Genomic DNA, 18,249 nt, shown 5'->3' with positions numbered 1-18,249 from the left:
ATACATTACTAAAGTGGAATTGATGATTACATCAAGTATCTTCCCGTGATCGACTGTTCCGAATGAATGATCTGCGTAGGTATACCCTCGAAGACCACCTGGCCGCCCTTGCTGCCTCCGTCCGGTCCCATATCGATGATCCAATCCGCTTGACTGATCACATCGAGGTTGTGCTCGATGACGATCACCGTATTGCCGGCATCCACGAGGCGGTTCATGATCTCCACAAGATGACCGATATCCGACATATGTAGGCCAGTCGTCGGCTCGTCCATCACGTACATGCTACCCTTCTTATGCAGTTCACTTGCAAGCTTAATGCGCTGGCATTCCCCGCCCGAGAGCGTGCTGAGCGGCTGACCTAGTGTAATATAGTTCAGCCCTACATCACTCATTGCCTGGAGCTTGCGTACAACCTCTTTAAGTTGGAAAAAATCCAATGCTTGCTCCACCGTCATCTCCAGCACTTCTGCAATTGACTTGCCGTTCAGCTTGTACGCAAGCACCTCTTCCTTGAACCGTCTACCTCCGCATACTTCGCATGGCAGCTTCACGCTCTCGAGGAATGCAAGGTCTGTATACACAACACCTAGCCCTTGGCAGTTCTCGCAAGCCCCCTTGGAGTTGAAGCTGAACAAGCCTTGATTGACCTTGTTCGCGGAAGCAAACGCCTTGCGCACATCATCCATAATGCCCGTGTAGGTCGCGGGATTCGAACGTATTGATGCTCCTACCGCCGATTGGTCGATGACGATCGCATCTGGATGCTGGCTAAGGAATACTTCGTTAATCAGTGTACTCTTGCCCGACCCGGCGACACCTGTAACGACTGTCAGCACTCCGGTTGGAATATCTACACTCACGTTTCGCAGGTTGTGGAGTGTGGCATCCTTGATAGAAAGCTTGCCAGATGGCTGTCTGCATTCGTGCTTCAGCTGAAGCGGCCGCTTCATATGGGTGCCTGTCAGTGTACCTGCCTCCAGCAAGCCTTGGAAGCTTCCTTCATACACGATGTTACCGCCGCGGCTGCCCGCGTGAGGCCCGACGTCGACGATATGATCCGCCAACTTGATCACATCGGGATCATGCTCGACGACAATCACAGTATTGCCCTTGTCACGTAGTTTCTGAAGCAATTCATTTAATCGATGTACATCACGGGGGTGCAAGCCAACGCTGGGCTCATCGAAGATGTAAGTGACATCCACCAGACTGCCGCTCAGGTGCTTCACCATCTTGACGCGCTGCGATTCGCCGCCGGACAATGTATCTGTCTCACGGTCCAGCGTCAAGTAGTCAAGTCCGATATCCACCAAATGCTGCAGCCTCTCCGTCAGCGACTTGACGATCGGCGCGGCGACAGGAGCGTCAATCTCCCGAATGACGTGAATGAGCTGTCCGACCTCCATGGAGGACAGCTCCGCAATGTTGAGTCCATTGATCCTACAGCTGAGCGCGGCCTGACTGAGTCTTGCGCCGTGGCAGCTGGAACAGGGACCCTCGGATATGTACGGCATAACAGCTTTTTGTGTACGCTCGGACTTTGTCTTCACATCCTGCTTGATGTATTTGTTGGTAAACTTCTCAATGACGCCTTCCACTGTAATATTCGTTGCCATACCGGCGAAATCCATCTTCACTTTCCTTGCCTTGCCGTACAGCAGTTGCTCCAGGTCCTCATCCGAATAATCGCTCAGCTTCTTGTCGAGATCGTAGGACCCCGACTGCACGAGCATGTTCCATTCCCAGTCGTTCACCGAATAACCCGGCAGCATAATTGCCCCTTCATTGAGCGATATTGACATGTCCACCGCCTTGCTCATGTCGACGCCCAGCCTGCGACCGATCCCGTTGCACTCGGGACACATGCCTTGCGGATCGTTAAACGAGAACATGTGCGCTTGTCCGACATAGGGTTGACCCACTCGGGAGAATAGAAGACGGAGAATCGGCGAGATATCGGTAATCGTGCCCATCGTAGAATGGGATCCGCCGCCTAGCCGCTTCTGATCCACAATAACAGCCATGCTCAGGTTCTTGATCGCGTCCGTATCGGGCTGTGGAACACGGGGCAGAAAAGTGCGCACGAACATGCTGAAGTTTTCATTCAGCAATCGAGTGGATTCTGCGGCGATCGTATCGAAGACGATCGATGACTTGCCGGATCCGGATACCCCGGTGAAGATCGTGATCTTCCGCTTGGGAATGCGCAAGGATACGTTCTTGAGATTGTTTTCCCTCGCTCCTGAGATTACGATATACTCCTGATTAGATTCGCTCATGCTTAACATCCTTCCGATCGTGTTAATTTCTACTTATATTCACTTTGTTCCATTCATCGTGCATAGAAAAGTCGGGCAGCCCGAACTTGCACCTTAGAAGATATAAACCGACTGCAAACTACATGCAGCCGGTTTATGTGACTCAGGTCGAGCAGAGTTCAACCATCTTACCCAATAATTTAGCATTGGAAAAGGAGATATTTGAGTACCGAATGCGGTTATTATTTGTGATATAGAATTTATAACATTCGTATTATAAATTCTAAGTATCACCTTAAGAAACGCCCCGTCTTTTAAGACGGCGAAGCCGTTTCTTATTGCAACACCGTTTCAAGCTCGCCGCACCATTTAGTCCAGCCATACCTAGCGCCTTCGAGTCCTTGAGCATTGGCGAATCCGGTTTGTTCGAGATGAAGGTTAACCTTTCCGTCCCCTAAATCCTGCAGCGTCCAGTTGACCGTGTGCTTCTCCCCTCCGCTAGCCCAAGTATAGGACACCCGGTTTGGTGCGTCCACGATAAGCACTTCTCCGTCAATAATGCCATCCCAATATTCGGACGGCTGAGTGCGAAACTGAAAACGGTGTCCAACGACGGGCTTAAAATCATTATCCATCGCTTGACCATTGTGAATATTGACCACCCACTTGGCAAGCTTGCTTGAATCGGTTAATGCCGACCAAAGCTTCTCGATCGATGTCGTATACTGAAAATCCAAAGATAATGTTAAACTCATTCTTCTTCCTCCTCTAATAGTTGGCTCAAGCGCAACATATTCGTGCTCCAGAACTTGCTGTAGAATGCCACCCAATCATTAATTTCTCTGAGTGGAGCGGCGTTTAGTCTAAATCGCGTTTCTCTGCCGACTTTTCGATCAAGTACCAGTCCGGCCTCTTTAAGGATTGTTAAATGCTTGGATACCGCTGTCCGGCCCATTTGAAACTGTGCCGTTAACTCATAAAGCGGTATCTCCTCTGCCTCTGCCAACAGACGAATCAGCTCACGCCTAGTTGGATCTGCAATCGCGTCATACACATCCCGCAACTGTTTGTTCTCGCTCACTCAACACCCTCTCCTAAATATTATTACCAAGGGATAGACGTTAATTTCACAATCTCCTGTAAGTATGCGACTCTTCGGACGTAGCGCCCTCGATGCGAAAATTCCTAATTGGACACCATTTGGTGTCTCTTTAATTATAGGTCACCATTTGGTGTCGTGTCAACAACATTTTTAAACTCCACATTAAAACTGTCAGTCAGCTATCAACTATTGATATTATGCCCTATTTGGCTCCTTGACTACGTGTTAAAAAGCCTCAGCGCGATAATGCTGAAGCTTTAGATCATGACTCAGTTTTGTTGGGTGTCAGGAATGCTTAGTTAATGTCATTCGGTTCTTTAGTTGAAGGAATTTCTTACTTAAATTTATTTGTACAAAAGCAACATAATTATGAGGTGTTGAATATGTCAAAACTAAGTAATGGTTATGCTGCGTGGCTATCTAAATGAGTTGGCTGTATCCCTAATGAGATAGCAGTTTGAATTTGGGCTTCGACTTCGGTTTTCACTTCATATTTTTGTGACTGGTCAATGTTATATGTATTCCGACATTCATCGACATTGTCTTTGTGCATTTCAACGCTGCTTCGTACGCAGAATCAGCCGGGACAGTAATTGACGTGGATATAATGGCATTACTTTGGAACATTTGCACTAAAACCTAATACTTGAATCATATTTTACTACCTCCTTATTTGTCACCGAACAGACCTCTGTGGAAATAAATAAGGGAGCACAACACGGTGTTGAGCCCCCTCTTAAACTAAGGAAAGTATTGAATTATTGGTATTATACACCAAAACTTTGGAAAGTACATAGTCACTCCTATGTCTTGCTTTTACCCGCTTTCACATATTTCAACTGCGCTACGATAATAACGCTGATGATGACGAGCAGAAACCATGAACTGATCTTTCCGAAGCTAACGAACTGCCATATTTCTTGTTGGTTGGGATATTTCCAAGCGCCGAAAAATGTTGCGATGTTTTCTGCCAACCATATGAAAAAGCCGACGAGCAAGAAGGCGATCGTTAGTGGCATCTGGAAAGTTTTTTCACGAACGGTGTAAAATATCCGCGTTTTCCAAAAAACTATGGCCACAAGCGCCATGAGCCACAAGCGAAAATCAGGGATAAAGTGATGGGTGAAAAAGTTCAAGTATATCGCCGAACCTAGCGCTGAGGCAGGTACTATTCCCGGCCAGCGAGTCATATCCATCTTGAGCCGCCTCCATACTTGGCACATGTAACTCGCCACGCTTGCATACATAAAACCGCTGTATAATGGGACGCCAAACAATTTGCTATAACCCTGTTCGGGGTATGACCAGGAACCCATTTGTACTTTATAAAGCTCAAGCGCAAGACCGATGATGTGAAAGACACAAATGACCTTGATCTCGTCAAGCGTCTCCAATCGGCTGCGGTACATCAAGTACTGAACAGCAATCAGCACCAGCAAAATTAGATCGTACCTGTAGATAAACGGGATGTTTATCCATTTGGAGATAGCTAACGTACCGAATATCGCTACTGGGAATATACAGCTCATCGCCTGATGGTAACCGAAATGAAGCAATTGAAGAAATGCTTCGCCATAATGGATTTGGCGCTGCTTCCTTGTTCCAATGCCATTTAGTTGTTCTCTTTGCATTTATGTCTCCTAAGTAAGCTTATAGTTATATGTCAGACCTTTTAACGTTACGAGAATGGGACACAATACCGACTGCGAGCCCAATAATTATACCAAAAGCCACGAGTAAGTAACCTATTGGGATGAGAAAAAATGGTTCTATAAGAATACCGTCTGGACCGATTTTAACACCGATAAGCCAATAGGTAATTAGACAACCTATTCCTACAATAAATAACGTTAAAGCTGGAAGATATTTTAATTTCATAACTAGCCCCTCACAATTGATTATTGGTAACAGAATATCATAAAATTTATTGTTAATCAATAAATAATTATTATTTATTAAAATATATATATCGTTAAATAGAGGTCATTCAAATCGATATCGTCGTTCCAAAAGATAATATGCTTCGTCAAATTAACGAACTTGTGGATTTTACATAGATAACGGGCGTAATGCAATTTCCCCAATTCGTATGTTCAAATTTTTACTGTTAAAAGCCATTTTCGATGTATCAGATGTGGATGTTGTAGAACGTTCAAAATATGATATTTGAATATAATAAGGATGCCGGAATGTTTGTATGTAAGGCTGGGCTTATAGCTGTACGCAAATCGATTGTAACCTTTTGCTTTCTACTGATGAGAGACATTGGGGTTAGCTAAAATAGTTCGATAAATTTACGTGCTGGTTTGGAAAGATATCGTTGTTGAAGCCAAACTAACGCTATCTCTGATTGAAGAGAGGAATCTAGGATATCCAACACTCTAATTTCAATATTACGAAAGGCAGATACTGCAGATTTAGGAAGTATACTTGCTCCAATTCCAGCTTCAACTAAAGAAAGAAGTATATTAATATCTGGGCATTCGCACAAAATATTTGGCTGGAATTCGAATCGTTCACATTCTTCTATAATTCTTTCATACAATCCCTCTCCCTTCGTTCTGTGGACTAGCAATAAAGGTACGTCTTCAATCTCTTTCATTTGAATAGCTTCTTTTGAATGGAAATTTTTCCAATCTTTCGGTACCACAAAAACAAATGATTCCGTTTCTAAAGGAATCATAGAAAGACCTTTCATTTCTAAAGGAAGACGAACAATGGCAAGTTCGATATTGCGGTTTTCCAACTGTTTACTCAATTCAACTGGATCTCCTCCCCGCAGTTTAAATGAAATCATTGGATAGTTTTCATGGAAATATTGAATTCTTTTAGGTAGATAAGAAACACATGAGACAACTATACCAATGGATAGAAAACCTCTGATTCCTTCACCAGCTTCCTTTACTTCTAATATCGACTCCTCAAATAAATTTAAAATATTCTGGGCTTTTTTATATAGAATTTTTCCTGCCTCAGTGAGTTCCATGGTCTTACCATTTCTTTTTCGTTCTAATAGTACGGCACCAATTTCTTCTTCCATAAGTCGAAGTTGCTGACTTAATGGGGGTTGTGCCATGTGAAGTTTTTTGGCAGCACGAGAAATTTGCCCTTCTTCAGCAATCATAAGAAAATAGCGTAATTGTCTTATGTCCATCGTTTACCTCCAATATATATGATTTCGATATATATAAGTAACATTATAGATATTTTCCATATAAATATACAGATGATAATATAAGTAAGCAAATAAAATAGAATTAAAATAACTCATATGGGAGGTGGAAATATTGAATAAACCCCAACTATGGACAAAGGATTTTATCAGTATTGCCATTACTAATCTTCTTGTGTTTACAACATTTTATTATTTGTTGGTTACACTGCCGATATATGCTTTACAAGAATTGCACGGTGCCGTATCTGACGCAGGACTTATTACTACAGTTTTTTTGATTGCATCAATTCTATCACGCCCATTTGCAGGAAAATGGATCGAAAAGTCAGGAAAGTATATCGTTTTTATAAGTTCCCTCCTTCTTCTTTCCACAGCTTCAATTTTCTACTTTATTCCACAATCTATTAGTGGTTTGCTAATTCTTCGCTTTTTTCACGGAATTGGCTTTGGAATGGTAACAACGGCCACTGGAGCAATTGTTGCTGATCTCATCCCGGAATCTCGTAAAGGAGAAGGGATGGGGTACTATGGATTAACGCTAAATCTTGGTATGGCTATTGGTCCCCTTTTAGGTTTGACTGTTATGCAACAAGCAGGGACAAATTTAATGTTTATCATAAATGCATTATGTGCTCTCTTTGCACTCGTTGCAGGATTATTCGTTAAATTACCTAAGAAAACTATTATGTCAGAACGGACAATTGAACGAAAATCAGGTATGAAAATTGGTGGATATTTGGAGAATTCCGCCATTCCTGTATCGCTGGTTTCAGCTTTCTTTGCACTGATTTATTCGGGAATTGTTTCCTTCGTATCCATATATGCTAAAGAGCATAGTTTAGTGGAAGCTTCTGGTTATTTCTTTGTTGTGTACGCAGTGGTCCTTTTAATTTCTCGGCCTTTTAGTGGAAAATGGTTCGATTTATTCGGGGCAAATATTATAATTTATCCCGCTATTTTATGCTTTGCAGTCGGCACGTTTTTATTGAGTGTATCAAATACATCCTTGTTATTTCTTTCATCAGCAGCCCTTATTGGATTGGGTTGGGGAACCATGTTTTCGAGTCTTCAAACCATTGCCATTCAAGTAGCACCTCCTGAAAAGAGGGCATTGGCTACAGCTACATTCCTTTCTATATTTGATTTTGGGTTCGGCTTTGGATCATGTATCTTTGGTATTGCAGCAGCTAAAATTGATTATGGCTCATTATATTTTTATTGTTCATTCCTTATATTAATCGGAATTGGAGTTTACTATTTATTGCATGGTAGAATATCTTCACGTTCTATTGTGAAAAAGGTAAAGAAAGAGATTGATTTTTTAGGGTATTAAAACGCTGACATAGAGAGAGCCGGAATTCCTTGTGAAATGGAAGCAATTTTCCTATTCAATCAAAATGAAGGAAAAAAATGACCAAATTATTAATAGGAGTGGTCGCATCAACTGTAATGCTTGTAGGATTCTACTCCAAAATTAATCATTTATCTAGATTCCTAATCTCCACTAATTCTTGTGGTATAATTTGGTTCCATTGCAACACAAACCCCTAAATTGCAAGCAACAGCTTGTTTTCATAGATAAAATGGTTGGGCAGAAGATGATTCTGACCCAACCCTTTTGTGTCACCCGCAATCCTGTAGAGGACACTGGTGCCGCTATTAAAATATTTTCATTAAGTTAGTATTTTAAAAATCTGTTGTCTCAACGAAAAAGGCCAACCCAATAATGAGGATTGACCTATTAGATCTTGCGAAACAATTACCCTTCCAACACATCCGCGCCCAACTCACTTTTCGATGGTTAGTCGCTAATAAAAAACTTTATACCACTCTATAATAGTTGTAATCAAATTCATCCAAAGACCCTCCCATTCGATTCTGTTTCATTCCACATTGTAAAATACCTTTTTTCCAGAAAAATGATTATGGACACCCTTTTTAAAATAGGGTAGTATGAAGTTAACTTCATGTGAAGCAAACTTCACATAGTGCTATACTGGGGGTGATTTGTTTGAAAAATAGATTTGTAGAGCTTTATTTAATTTCATTTGCAATTCTTACAATGGGGGCTTTTGAAATAATTTTCAATTACTCTAAAGCTTATACTACTGAGGGACTTTACTTAGGTGTTATAAAGTTATTCGCAGGAGCATTGTTGTTAGTTTTCGCAATAACTTCCCACATTAAATATCATACCAAACGTAAACAGTTAGATCGAGAGCTGTCCAAACAGTATGATGAAAGAGATGATTTAATAGATGGCAAAGCTTCACACTTTACCCTCAAAATTTTAATGATTGCGATTTTCCTTATGATGTTTCTTTCGGAGTGGATTCAAATTCCAACAAACACTGCTTTATTTATGATTATAATATTTGCCTCAATTACCAGCGTATTAGCTAAAAAATATTATAATTACGTTCTATAATTAGGAGAACTCCTATGAAAAACAAAATTAAAGAGTTACGTTTAGAACATGGCATCACACAACAGGACTTAGCAGATATAGTAAGTGTTTCTTCAAGAACAATCATCTCTTTAGAAAAACAACAATATAATCCATCTATTTTGCTAGCATATCGAATATCTTCAGTTTTTAACTTATCAATTGAAGAAGTCTTTATATTTGAACCAGATGACAAATAACTAACGGAGGTAAATATATGGCTTTAAAATTATTGCTTATACTTTTTGGAGTAGTCTTGGTTTTATGGGGGAGATACAGAATGAAAACGGATGATGCATACGTAGGAAAGACCCAAACTAGAAAAAATATTTTCAATTTATTATTGAATGGGCAAGCTTCTGGACTAGGACAATTCTTAAGTGGAATCCTGTGTATAATTATAGGGATCATAGCCTTTTTCATTCAATAATTTACAAATCAAAGGAGCTAAGCTGCATGCAGAGTTTAGCTCCTTTTATGATATCGTTACTTTGCCTGAATGTACCCTTCTGCCTTAAGCAGTTCGGCGATCAGAACAGCACCGCCTGCTGCTCCACGTAATGTATTATGGGATAGACCTACAAATTTATAATCGTATATGGAATTCTCACGCAATCTGCCAACCGAAACTCCCATACAGCGCTCAATGTCACGATCAAGTTTCGTCTGCATCTGCAGTTACCATTATATCTGCCACTTTGTCAAAGGTAAGATCCTGCAGCAGAAGCTTAGGTGAGTACCCGCCGTCATTCAATGGAAGTGAGGTCACTTGTTTGGACGATCCATTTTCAATGACAAGCAGCAATTCCTTATTGTATATATCACTTACAAAGGAGTTTCATTTAACATCCTCGAATGACTTCCAACTAACTTCAAAACATCATAATACACACTAAAATAATCCATTATTGTTGATCCATGATCGTGGCAACTCACTTGTTACGTTCAGATTGCGTACTAGTTAATGTCAACGTAAATCTAAACACAGCGTCATCCTCATACCACATCGGGAAATTCGTACCCCATATATTATTATGAAGTAAGAAATGAAAACCTCCATCCAGTGAAGGAACCGTATTGTCGAATTGCAGTAATCTGCCTTCACCTGGTGATACAATTGGGGCATCCAAGGTTTCGATTGTTGCAATTCCATCAGCGCTGTTATAATGCAACCCTGTATTAACGGCGTGAAGATTTCGATTCCCATTCTTTACTACATCATGCGGTGAAATCCTCTCACCCATTTTATCCATTAACCAACGATTCGGATTGTCTGTGTTTAGAGCGAAACTGAACCAGCCAGCCTCTGGCAAACGATTCGCTTGTTTATCAAACCACTTCAAGGTTACTTCGATCTTCTCAAGATGCTTGGGAAACAGCCACTCTATCTCCAACTCAGCTGGAGCTCCTGCTTCCTTTACTGCATGAGATGGCATTTGCAACCGTATCCTAACGATATCTGAAGCTTGATTTCGCTCGACAGTCATCCCCACATTCTGTGGAGAATATATTGCATGAGTAGGCTTTGGCCTATTCAACTCTATTCCCGGTTTGCCAAAGTCACCATCTGACCAAATATAAGTTTTATCACTATTTGATACATATTGCTCAAACCAAGTTTGGTAGTTTTCAGATCCAAATGATTCATAGCGGTATACACCGAGACGATGCTGCTCATTTGCCCATACTTTCCCATTCCGGTCTATTAGTTTTGTGATCGAACCATCAGAATCAAACGCCACTTCAAAGCAACCTAATTGGTTCATTGTCCCAGGGATGATCGCATCTTGAGTTGACAGTTCTGTACTTCGTACTGGTTCTAAGGCATGAAAAGCTTGTCTAACATCCTCTTTCTTATCCTCGCTTAATGCTTCTATCGCTTGATATACAAAATCCCTTTGCTCCTTCCAAGAGCTTTCAAAGTATCGATAAGATTTTTGACGATTTGTAAGAGCTGATAATTGCTCTAATGAAAAGTTGTCTAAATCGAAATCAAATAAACCGATATATAGATACTTCGCTGGGACGCTAGCAAACGTAACAACATCGGCCTCACGAGCAGCTGCAAACAAATCTTTCGAATAATTCTGATAATCAGCTAAGTATAGTTTCTCGTCCATGCCCCAAGTATGCTCAGCAATCAATAATAATTTGTCTGATAAATTATAGTATTCATTCGTATCCTTATGGAGGCGTCCCTGAGAGAGCCACATTGTTCTGAGCCGAAGCAGCTCCCGATACTGTGCCACTTTCTTTGGATCAGAAGCAGCACCATGAATCCATGAATCTCCAATCTCCTCTTCGATGACAGGCAGCTGACTTTTAAAAGGCAACAGCTTCTTGGCGAACGCATCCATAGTTGAAGCCCGAATGACCGCACCTGGATATTGTTCCTGTAAATAGGCAAACTGCTGCTTGACTGCATCGATGGAAGGTGGTCCGTTGTTATCGCCCGTATGTGCGAACACCATTACATCCTTCAGGCCTTCTAGCTCGATCGTGCTCCCATATGTTGCATCATAGTTGACAATTAACTCTGATCCGTCCTTACCTCTCCATACAAATAACTCGGGGACATTCGGAACCTTGGAAGCACCGTTAACGCCAATATGCAAATACTCGATACCGTTTCGTGCCATATGTGGGATAATCGCTCGCGTATGTCCGGGAACATCTGTCATTTTGGCAGCGATTGTTTTCTTTCCATATTGTTGATCCAAGTGCTCAGAAATCGATAACCCATAGTTGAATAAGGAATCATCAAGCAGTTCGGTATGTGTCGTGAAAGGCAGGCCATGCCAGGTGATATAACCACGTGCAATTGCATTCTCCATGATTTTGCGATTTTCAGGCGTACCTTGTCTTAAGTAGCGATCAATTAACCAAGACCCTGTCGTCCAAATAAATTCGGCCGGTTCGTCTAGATCTGCTGCCAATTGCTCTGCTAATTCGATCGCTTTCGGTATAAATTGATCCATATATGTATGAATGACATTTTCGGCTAAATCCGTAAATCCTATATCGAGATGAGTTTTAAATACAACATGAACCGTTTCGATGTTTTTCATTATATTCATTCCTTTACTGATCTTAGTGTTAATGAAGTGAAGTTCCCCATCCTTCCGGTTTGATATTGCTTATCCGAGCTTACAATGGAAGTATAAGAGTAAGCGATATCATGTTGTGGTTGGAATAGTGGAAATATGAGACTCGATCAAGTATGCATAAGATACCGCAAAATGTTATTCTTTCAACCTCCTTTTTCCGAAGTTTTTAATTAAAAGCATGTACACTTTCACTTAGAGTTATCTTATTTTTACCATTGTTAATGTCTCAGGAAAAGTGAATTATATATACTTTTGTGAAAAATATGTATTTTTTATATTTTAAACTATAGGATGTTCAGAACAGAACTGGCATCCATGGAATTAGGATACCAGTTTGCCTAAACCATTTTTTATTAAGAAAGGTTAACTTCGTAGTTGATTGCATCCACTATCCCTTGGATCTGGTGAGGACTCATGGCGCCACCGCTGAACATAGCCAGTGCTCGGACCGGCAGTTCACCCATGATGCGCTGCATCAAGCGGCCCATTGTTTCGTCCCCATCTGTGTTCACCATCGCGCCCATTTGCTGCTGTATCTGCTCGATTATGGCCCTACCTGTATTGGTGGCAGCAATCTCACCAAGGGTAGAATTGAGCGTATATCGATCTCCAGGCTGATGTAAAGCAGGTGGCAACGGTTTACTGTATAAGCTCGCGAAATCTTCATCGGATACGATGAAATCACCGTTCGATAGTGTCGTGTACGCAGCATGCTGCGCCCCCATAGGAGAAACTCCTTCAAGCGTCTTAGCTTTTGGATGTTCTCATCACACACTCTCCATCATAAATTTTCCAATTTCGATCAAGCTGTCTTCCGCTTGTGGAGTCACACCTACCTGATCGGCAAACCCATGGGATAGCCCCTTATACCGCACCGTTTTTACTTTTACGCCCGACTCCTGCAGTTTTAAGGCATAAGCATCATTCTCTATACGCAAAAAGTCATATTCGCCGAACAATATGATGGCTGGCGGCATGCCCTTCAAATCTCCTCGCATCGGGCTCACATACGGGATTGTATCATCGGGTACTCCCAAATATTCGCCTAGTGTGACACTTCCGAGCCCACCGCTAAACATATCCAGTAGCGAACGGATCGTTTTATCCTGAGACGGGGATATTTCATAAACATCTCTGCGTTGCATATGTCCCACCATACCTGCTGCGTCTACACTTGGATATAGTAGTGCCTGTGCCTTCACCATCTGGGTTCCCTCATCCCGGTCCTTCATCGCGCACACCGTAGCTAGGTTGCCACCAGCAGAATCGCCGGAGATACAAATGCGATGCGGGTCACCGTTAAATTCTTCGGCATGGGCATATATCCACTTCAACACCGCATAGCAGTCGTCGAGCCCGGCAGGGTATGGGTTTTCCGGAGCTAGGCGGTAATCAACCTGAACCGATACACAGCCGGTATTCGCAACTACAAGCTTGCACATTTCCTCCACTACTTCGGGGCTTCCAGCCACGAAACCTCCACCGTGTATGTAATAGTACACTGGCTGCAAACCTTCCATCTTCTTCTGTGAGGTATAAATACGTACAGGTACCGCTACATCGCCGTTCTGTACGGTGACATGCTTCACATCAACGCCCTCAGTGATCGGAATGCTTTTCACGCCATTCATCATTCGGCGCGTTTGAGCAGCACTTTTCTGGATATTTTTCTTTTTACTCCCTTTCATCATCATCTTAATCACCATGCCCTTGAAACCTTTCAGCATTGGCGCCATACTCGCGTAGAAGCGTGGATCCAGCACGCCAGGCTCATCGGTCTCAGGGATGGGCTTAATCAGGATTTCCAGTCCGTTTTCATGAATCACATGCTGCTTTTCAGTAATAGCCTTAAGAAGTTGCTCAGAATATTTGCGTACCATGTTGATACTCCTTTCGAATGTCGAAACCATCCACCCTTTTCACTTACTCCGCTCGGACGAATGGCTGTAATTTTTGATTCTTGTTCGTCTATCCGCGCTCTTCCAAATCGCTCATTACCTTAGGATAGATTTTGTCCAGTTTGTAGAACGAATAGATAACTGGGATCAGTACCAAAAAAGGAATAGGCACAATCAGGTACAAAGTCTCGATAGCAGACAGAGCGCTTGAAATTTGCACTGCCTGAAGTCCGTCATATCCTGCTGCACCCAAGATAGCTAAGGCTACCGCACCACCTACTCCTGCTCCTACTTTCGCTCCAAAGGTTGTGGTGGCATACAGCATACCTTCCACTCTTACCTTCGTCTTCCAATGGCCGTATTCGATGGTGTCGGCTATCATCGCGAACAGTGTAGCAGTAAGTGCGGTCATACCAACCCCCTTGATGATGGAGCACAGCATTAGCCAACTGACTGAAGTTGGATCTATCAGCATCAACACCTGGCCCGCAAGACTAATAATGCTCCCGACTAGCGCTACATTGCGTTTGCCGAATTTACGGATCAGCGCAGGAGCCATGGGCATACATATCAGCACAGGCACAATAGTAAGTGCTATGAGATAGCCCGCCATGTTCTCATCGCCCAGCACATACTTAGCGTAATAAGTACCGACCGACATGCTGAGGCTCATACCCACTGCCATGGCGATCCAGACGCCCACGAGCATGAGCCAGTAGTTGTTTTTCATGCAGAGCTTGAGTGAGCGCCCAAAAGAAAGCTGTTCTTTGGTTTTTTCATTCGTGATCTGCACTCGTTCTTTGGTTTTGGCAAAACACAGAAGAAATAAAGCCGCTGCAATAATCCCGTAGATAATCGCTGCAATGATCCAGGTACTCTGATTTGAACTGCCGCCCAAGGCATTGATCATAGGCAGTGTGAATGCGTTGATGGCCAGAGCGCCAACCTGCGCCATGAACATCCGGAAAACATTGATTATCATCCGCTGGTCCTGATCGCGACTCATCAGTGAGGTGAGTGCACCATAGGGTATATTGATGGCGGTGTACAAGAATGTGGTGACCAAGTTATACGTGATGAACACATAAATATACTTACCCACGACACCAATATTTGGAACCATAAACGCCAGTACGGTCGCAATTGCTATGGGTATCGCCAGCCATAGCATCCAGGGACGTGCTTTGCCGTGCTTGGATCTGGTTTTATCTAGGACAAAACCCATCACCACGTCCGTGATACCGTCCAGTAAGCGCGATACCATCATAATCGTGCCGATAATAGCGGCGTTAAGGCCAAGAGCATCGGTGTAAAAGAAGGTGACAAATGTAGAGGTGAGTACCAAAATGAGATTGCTGGCCAAATCACCTCCACCATAAGCTAATTTTTCGCCAATCCCAATTTTCTCTGCATACTGTTTGTTCATCAAAGGTGCATTCAGTTTCGTCTCGATCGCCATATGTATTTCCTCCTTTTACATTCAAACGTTCATTTGTTTGTATGTCTTGGTGGAAGATGCAAAGAATGATCAGGAATCAATAGATGCGTTGCGAAGCGGCATATCATTCAAAGCTGATATGGCATATTGAATTGGATTTGCCATATCTCAATTATAGGATTGGAATCTTGGGAAAAATATCTAATTGTTTCTTTCGTTATACATTTGATTTATTGCTTTAAATGAAAGCGGTTCCATTTTTATGATCAAGAGCAAAAATACGATATAAAAAACAAAAATAACAAGGACGACACCTTGGTCATCCTCGTTATTAAGACATTTCTTGTTTATGGAGTTAGTCGAATCAATTGCACCTCATGCGGCTGGACAACAGCGTTTACCACATGCTTCGCTGTCACTTGCTGCGACCGCATTTGAAATAGCGGCAGGGATCGACCTTCAAGATAAGATAATTCTTCAGGACGCATTTCTTTAGGCGCACCCATATTCAGCCATGCGTCAAAGGTACTTCCCCCAGCAGGACCTACCGAATACCTCCGCTCCGTATAAACACCCGGCGTTAAGCCGTCCAGACGAATATGGTACTGATGTGTATTGCGTATATTAAACACGTTGTACCGTTCGGTTTGGGTCAAATGAGTGGTATGACGGTACCGGTACAGTGTATCGTAATGGCAATAATTATATATAAATATCTGTATTTCGCCTTTAGAGGAAGTAATGAAATACCCGTCACCCTCAGCTACCAGGCTGCTGCCCGTATACCGTAGCAGCTGTAAAGCGCGATAGCTGCTTTTGGGTAGTCCACCGCGAGTGAATAAGCCAAACCCGCCATGAAACAGATCCGCCGAGGGAACGATCTCCTCCATATGGTCGCTCAGCGTCCAGTATCCCAAAGCATCGAACTGGTCGTAGTTTTCCAGAATGTTTTTGAAAAGAAAAGCAGATTTGTAGGAGGTGTCGTTGCACAAATCACGCTGCCAGATGCTGTTGCTCCACTCGTCGAGGATCACGGGCAGATTACCAAAGCCGATTTGGCGCAGTAATTTTTTGACCTTGTGCAAAGAGTGTCCCAAAAACTGTTCATCACCGCTTGCCGCAAGAGGAAAAGCTTCATCCTCTGCCATGAGCTGTAGGCCTGCGTCTTCCTGATCGGGTAATATGCTGTGATAAGCACGCAGAGCCAGTGTGTCAGGCATGCAGTTATCCTTGCTGCAAGCCACAAGAAACTCGCTAATATAATCACTCGAATCTATGTTGCATCCTGGGCCAGCGATATGCAGCTGCGGATCGACAGAGCGGATCGCGCGGCTAGTCTCTCGGTAAATCACCCCGAATTCTTCCAATGTAAACAGGCCATAGCCCGCAAACTCTGGACTCATGAAGGGAGAGAACATCCATTCCCGCACTACTCCAATCCCATAACGGTCAATGAAATGCCGTATAAGTGAGGTCACGAGGGAGAGCCAGTCGTCCAAATTCGCGGGCATAGAAATAATGCTTGGCCGCTTGAAAGGAATTACGGCTTCCCTGACTAATGCAGAAGGCATAAAACTAAATTCCACAAAAGGCTTTAACTCCACAGAAAGCATGAAATCGATTACCTCATCTACATAAACAAAGTTATAATCTACTCTGCCAGGCGGTTTACTGACATACAGCATCATGTCATCGTCCAAAAGACCTTTGCAGCGCATATAGCGAAAACCAATGTCCTTTTGCATTTTTCGTATTTGCGCCTGCACCGCGCCATTCAGCAGGTCTTTGGCATATCCTGCATTTATCAACGTCCGCCAATTATGGCTGAACGTTCGAATCTTACGGCTAGTATCCACATGAAGATCATGCACCTCGTTGACCTCTGGCCGTACAACGGATTGCTCGGGTTGTCGCAAATGCCGCATTAGTGAAGAGAAATCGGTCGAGAACCCCTCCTCACTTGCTGTACCGTTCTCCTTGGGCTCAGCTGCATTATGCTCATTATCACGACGGTATTGCCCTGGTGTAATGTCATAGCGTCTCTTGAAGGCGTCGATCAACGCGTTGGCACTTGGAAATCCAGCTTCTGAGGCGATGTTTGTGATCGTACTTTCACTACGAAGCAGAGCCACTGCCTGACTCAACCTGACATTCGTAAGGTAGGCAGTGAAAGTAAGGCCAAGCTGCTTCTGAAATAAATGGGACAGATAAGAGCTGCTTAAATAGATAGCAGAGGCTAGTCCGCTCAGTGTAATATTCTCTCGATAATGTCGGTGGATATAATCGGTGGCTTTGCGTAACCTTTCCCTGCTTGAGGATCTGCTCGGATCCGTATGCTTGTGCTGCTCTGAAAAATTATGTACGAGGTTGTTCAGCAGTACCCCTACACGGCTGCGCAGCAATATAGGCAAACGAGATTCGTTTTTGTACTGAGCCTGGAATACACTGGCAAACTCGCTGCGGAGTACATTAAAGCGTTCCTGCTCCTCCTTCGGGTACAGAAAAGATTTGCACTCGATAACAATGCTATCGATCTCAGGACAAAAGGCCGCTAAAAATTCGGGCGAGATGAATAACGAAAGCGCCTTGCCCGAACCCTGCATCTCCAAGCTGTGCAGTTGATAGCTGTTCAATACAATAATGTCATCCTGCCGAACTTCATAGGCAAACTGATTTTCATCCAGCTGCAGTACCCCAGTTCCGTGCAAGATGTATACCATCTCTAGTTCCTGATGCCAGGAAGCGATGGCGTCGTCAGGGAGGTTCATCGAAAACCGAAATTCCGAGGCTGATAGTGGTTTTTTTTGCATGTCTACCCTCCT

Annotated in this window: 17 protein-coding genes and 2 pseudogenes; 5 read left to right on the top strand and 14 right to left on the bottom strand. The window is 43.1% G+C overall.

The annotated features are described in order from the left end of the window. Positions 1 to 26: 26 nt before the first annotated feature. From AC1DOK_RS19035 to AC1DOK_RS19010, 6 genes are all read right to left on the bottom strand, one after another. The gene (locus AC1DOK_RS19035; RefSeq protein WP_477555896.1) at positions 27 to 2,282 is read right to left on the bottom strand and encodes an ATP-binding cassette domain-containing protein; all 2,256 of its coding nucleotides are present in this window, start codon (positions 2,280 to 2,282) and stop codon (positions 27 to 29) included. 314 nt (positions 2,283 to 2,596) lie between these two features. Continuing rightward, positions 2,597 to 3,016, bottom strand: a complete 420-nt coding sequence (locus tag AC1DOK_RS19030; protein ID WP_477555895.1) for an SRPBCC family protein — start codon at positions 3,014 to 3,016, stop codon at positions 2,597 to 2,599. Then, the gene (locus AC1DOK_RS19025; RefSeq protein WP_477555894.1) at positions 3,013 to 3,342 is read right to left on the bottom strand and encodes an ArsR/SmtB family transcription factor; all 330 of its coding nucleotides are present in this window, start codon (positions 3,340 to 3,342) and stop codon (positions 3,013 to 3,015) included. The genes AC1DOK_RS19030 and AC1DOK_RS19025 overlap by 4 nt, the downstream gene beginning before the upstream one ends. Before the next feature lie 424 nt (positions 3,343 to 3,766). Then, positions 3,767 to 3,916 carry a ChbG/HpnK family deacetylase gene (locus tag AC1DOK_RS19020; RefSeq protein ID WP_477555893.1) on the bottom strand — a complete coding sequence of 50 codons (150 nt, stop codon included), beginning with the start codon at positions 3,914 to 3,916 and terminating at the stop codon, positions 3,767 to 3,769. Positions 3,917 to 4,166: 250 nt separating this feature from the next. Continuing rightward, a complete protein-coding gene (locus AC1DOK_RS19015; protein ID WP_477555892.1) occupies positions 4,167 to 4,994 on the bottom strand; it encodes a DUF817 domain-containing protein in 828 nt (275 codons plus the stop codon). Positions 4,995 to 5,019: 25 nt separating this feature from the next. Then, positions 5,020 to 5,241: a DUF3955 domain-containing protein gene (locus AC1DOK_RS19010; RefSeq protein ID WP_477555891.1), complete on the bottom strand. Its 222-nt coding sequence runs from the start codon at positions 5,239 to 5,241 to the stop codon at positions 5,020 to 5,022. A gap of 98 nt (positions 5,242 to 5,339) precedes the next feature. Here AC1DOK_RS19010 and AC1DOK_RS19005 point away from each other — a divergent pair. Beyond that, positions 5,340 to 5,530 (top strand): annotated as a pseudogene (locus AC1DOK_RS19005) (transposase); the annotation flags it as partial. A gap of 108 nt (positions 5,531 to 5,638) precedes the next feature. On the opposite strand, the gene AC1DOK_RS19000 reads toward AC1DOK_RS19005, so the two are convergent. Then, positions 5,639 to 6,517, bottom strand: a complete 879-nt coding sequence (locus AC1DOK_RS19000; protein ID WP_477555890.1) for a LysR family transcriptional regulator — start codon at positions 6,515 to 6,517, stop codon at positions 5,639 to 5,641. A 133-nt stretch (positions 6,518 to 6,650) separates the two neighbouring features. Here AC1DOK_RS19000 and AC1DOK_RS18995 point away from each other — a divergent pair, with 133 nt between their 5' ends. From AC1DOK_RS18995 to AC1DOK_RS18980, 4 genes are all read left to right on the top strand, one after another. Further along, positions 6,651 to 7,871: an MFS transporter gene (locus AC1DOK_RS18995; protein WP_477555889.1), complete on the top strand. Its 1,221-nt coding sequence runs from the start codon at positions 6,651 to 6,653 to the stop codon at positions 7,869 to 7,871. Between the two features lie 678 nt (positions 7,872 to 8,549). After that, the gene (locus tag AC1DOK_RS18990; RefSeq protein WP_477555888.1) at positions 8,550 to 8,966 is read left to right on the top strand and encodes a DUF2178 domain-containing protein; all 417 of its coding nucleotides are present in this window, start codon (positions 8,550 to 8,552) and stop codon (positions 8,964 to 8,966) included. A 14-nt stretch (positions 8,967 to 8,980) separates the two neighbouring features. Continuing rightward, the gene (locus tag AC1DOK_RS18985; RefSeq protein WP_477555887.1) at positions 8,981 to 9,184 is read left to right on the top strand and encodes a helix-turn-helix transcriptional regulator; all 204 of its coding nucleotides are present in this window, start codon (positions 8,981 to 8,983) and stop codon (positions 9,182 to 9,184) included. Positions 9,185 to 9,201: 17 nt separating this feature from the next. Continuing rightward, positions 9,202 to 9,414 (top strand): hypothetical protein, encoded by a 213-nt coding sequence (locus AC1DOK_RS18980; RefSeq protein WP_477555886.1) that lies wholly within the window; start codon positions 9,202 to 9,204, stop codon positions 9,412 to 9,414. Between the two features lie 56 nt (positions 9,415 to 9,470). Here AC1DOK_RS18980 and AC1DOK_RS18975 read toward each other — a convergent pair. The 7 genes and pseudogenes from AC1DOK_RS18975 to AC1DOK_RS18945 all read right to left on the bottom strand — a co-directional run. Beyond that, a pseudogene (locus AC1DOK_RS18975) lies at positions 9,471 to 9,653 on the bottom strand (aspartate-semialdehyde dehydrogenase); the annotation flags it as partial. Beyond that, positions 9,640 to 9,789 carry a hypothetical protein gene (locus tag AC1DOK_RS18970; protein ID WP_477555885.1) on the bottom strand — a complete coding sequence of 50 codons (150 nt, stop codon included), beginning with the start codon at positions 9,787 to 9,789 and terminating at the stop codon, positions 9,640 to 9,642. The pseudogene AC1DOK_RS18975 and the gene AC1DOK_RS18970, both read right to left, overlap by 14 nt. A 127-nt stretch (positions 9,790 to 9,916) precedes the next feature. Further along, positions 9,917 to 12,052: a DUF5054 domain-containing protein gene (locus AC1DOK_RS18965; RefSeq protein ID WP_477555884.1), complete on the bottom strand. Its 2,136-nt coding sequence runs from the start codon at positions 12,050 to 12,052 to the stop codon at positions 9,917 to 9,919. A gap of 392 nt (positions 12,053 to 12,444) precedes the next feature. Continuing rightward, positions 12,445 to 12,816: a hypothetical protein gene (locus tag AC1DOK_RS18960; RefSeq protein WP_477555883.1), complete on the bottom strand. Its 372-nt coding sequence runs from the start codon at positions 12,814 to 12,816 to the stop codon at positions 12,445 to 12,447. A 42-nt stretch (positions 12,817 to 12,858) separates the two neighbouring features. After that, positions 12,859 to 13,779 carry an alpha/beta hydrolase gene (locus tag AC1DOK_RS18955; RefSeq protein WP_477555882.1) on the bottom strand — a complete coding sequence of 307 codons (921 nt, stop codon included), beginning with the start codon at positions 13,777 to 13,779 and terminating at the stop codon, positions 12,859 to 12,861. A 280-nt stretch (positions 13,780 to 14,059) separates the two neighbouring features. Beyond that, positions 14,060 to 15,448 (bottom strand): MFS transporter, encoded by a 1,389-nt coding sequence (locus AC1DOK_RS18950; RefSeq protein WP_477555881.1) that lies wholly within the window; start codon positions 15,446 to 15,448, stop codon positions 14,060 to 14,062. A 326-nt stretch (positions 15,449 to 15,774) separates the two neighbouring features. Next, on the bottom strand, positions 15,775 to 18,237 hold the full coding sequence (locus AC1DOK_RS18945; protein ID WP_477555880.1) for a GH39 family glycosyl hydrolase: 2,463 nt from the start codon (positions 18,235 to 18,237) through the stop codon (positions 15,775 to 15,777). Positions 18,238 to 18,249 lie beyond the last annotated feature (12 nt).

This window comes from Paenibacillus sp. P5_B5 (assembly GCF_056400365.1).
Note: the sequence above shows the minus strand (reverse complement) of the source record. Positions and strands in the feature narration are given on the sequence as shown.

Coding starts and splice junctions, on each gene's coding strand:
- AC1DOK_RS19035 (WP_477555896.1), bottom strand. CDS start 2,282: ATGAGCGAATCTAATCAGGAGTATATCGTAATCTCAGGAGCGAGGGAA.
- AC1DOK_RS19030 (WP_477555895.1), bottom strand. CDS start 3,016: ATGAGTTTAACATTATCTTTGGATTTTCAGTATACGACATCGATCGAG.
- AC1DOK_RS19020 (WP_477555893.1), bottom strand. CDS start 3,916: ATGCACAAAGACAATGTCGATGAATGTCGGAATACATATAACATTGAC.
- AC1DOK_RS19015 (WP_477555892.1), bottom strand. CDS start 4,994: ATGCAAAGAGAACAACTAAATGGCATTGGAACAAGGAAGCAGCGCCAA.
- AC1DOK_RS19010 (WP_477555891.1), bottom strand. CDS start 5,241: ATGAAATTAAAATATCTTCCAGCTTTAACGTTATTTATTGTAGGAATA.
- AC1DOK_RS19000 (WP_477555890.1), bottom strand. CDS start 6,517: ATGGACATAAGACAATTACGCTATTTTCTTATGATTGCTGAAGAAGGG.
- AC1DOK_RS18985 (WP_477555887.1), top strand. CDS start 8,981: ATGAAAAACAAAATTAAAGAGTTACGTTTAGAACATGGCATCACACAA.
- AC1DOK_RS18980 (WP_477555886.1), top strand. CDS start 9,202: ATGGCTTTAAAATTATTGCTTATACTTTTTGGAGTAGTCTTGGTTTTA.
- AC1DOK_RS18965 (WP_477555884.1), bottom strand. CDS start 12,052: ATGAAAAACATCGAAACGGTTCATGTTGTATTTAAAACTCATCTCGAT.
- AC1DOK_RS18960 (WP_477555883.1), bottom strand. CDS start 12,816: ATGGGGGCGCAGCATGCTGCGTACACGACACTATCGAACGGTGATTTC.
- AC1DOK_RS18955 (WP_477555882.1), bottom strand. CDS start 13,779: ATGAAAGGGAGTAAAAAGAAAAATATCCAGAAAAGTGCTGCTCAAACG.
- AC1DOK_RS18950 (WP_477555881.1), bottom strand. CDS start 15,448: ATGGCGATCGAGACGAAACTGAATGCACCTTTGATGAACAAACAGTAT.
- AC1DOK_RS18945 (WP_477555880.1), bottom strand. CDS start 18,237: ATGCAAAAAAAACCACTATCAGCCTCGGAATTTCGGTTTTCGATGAAC.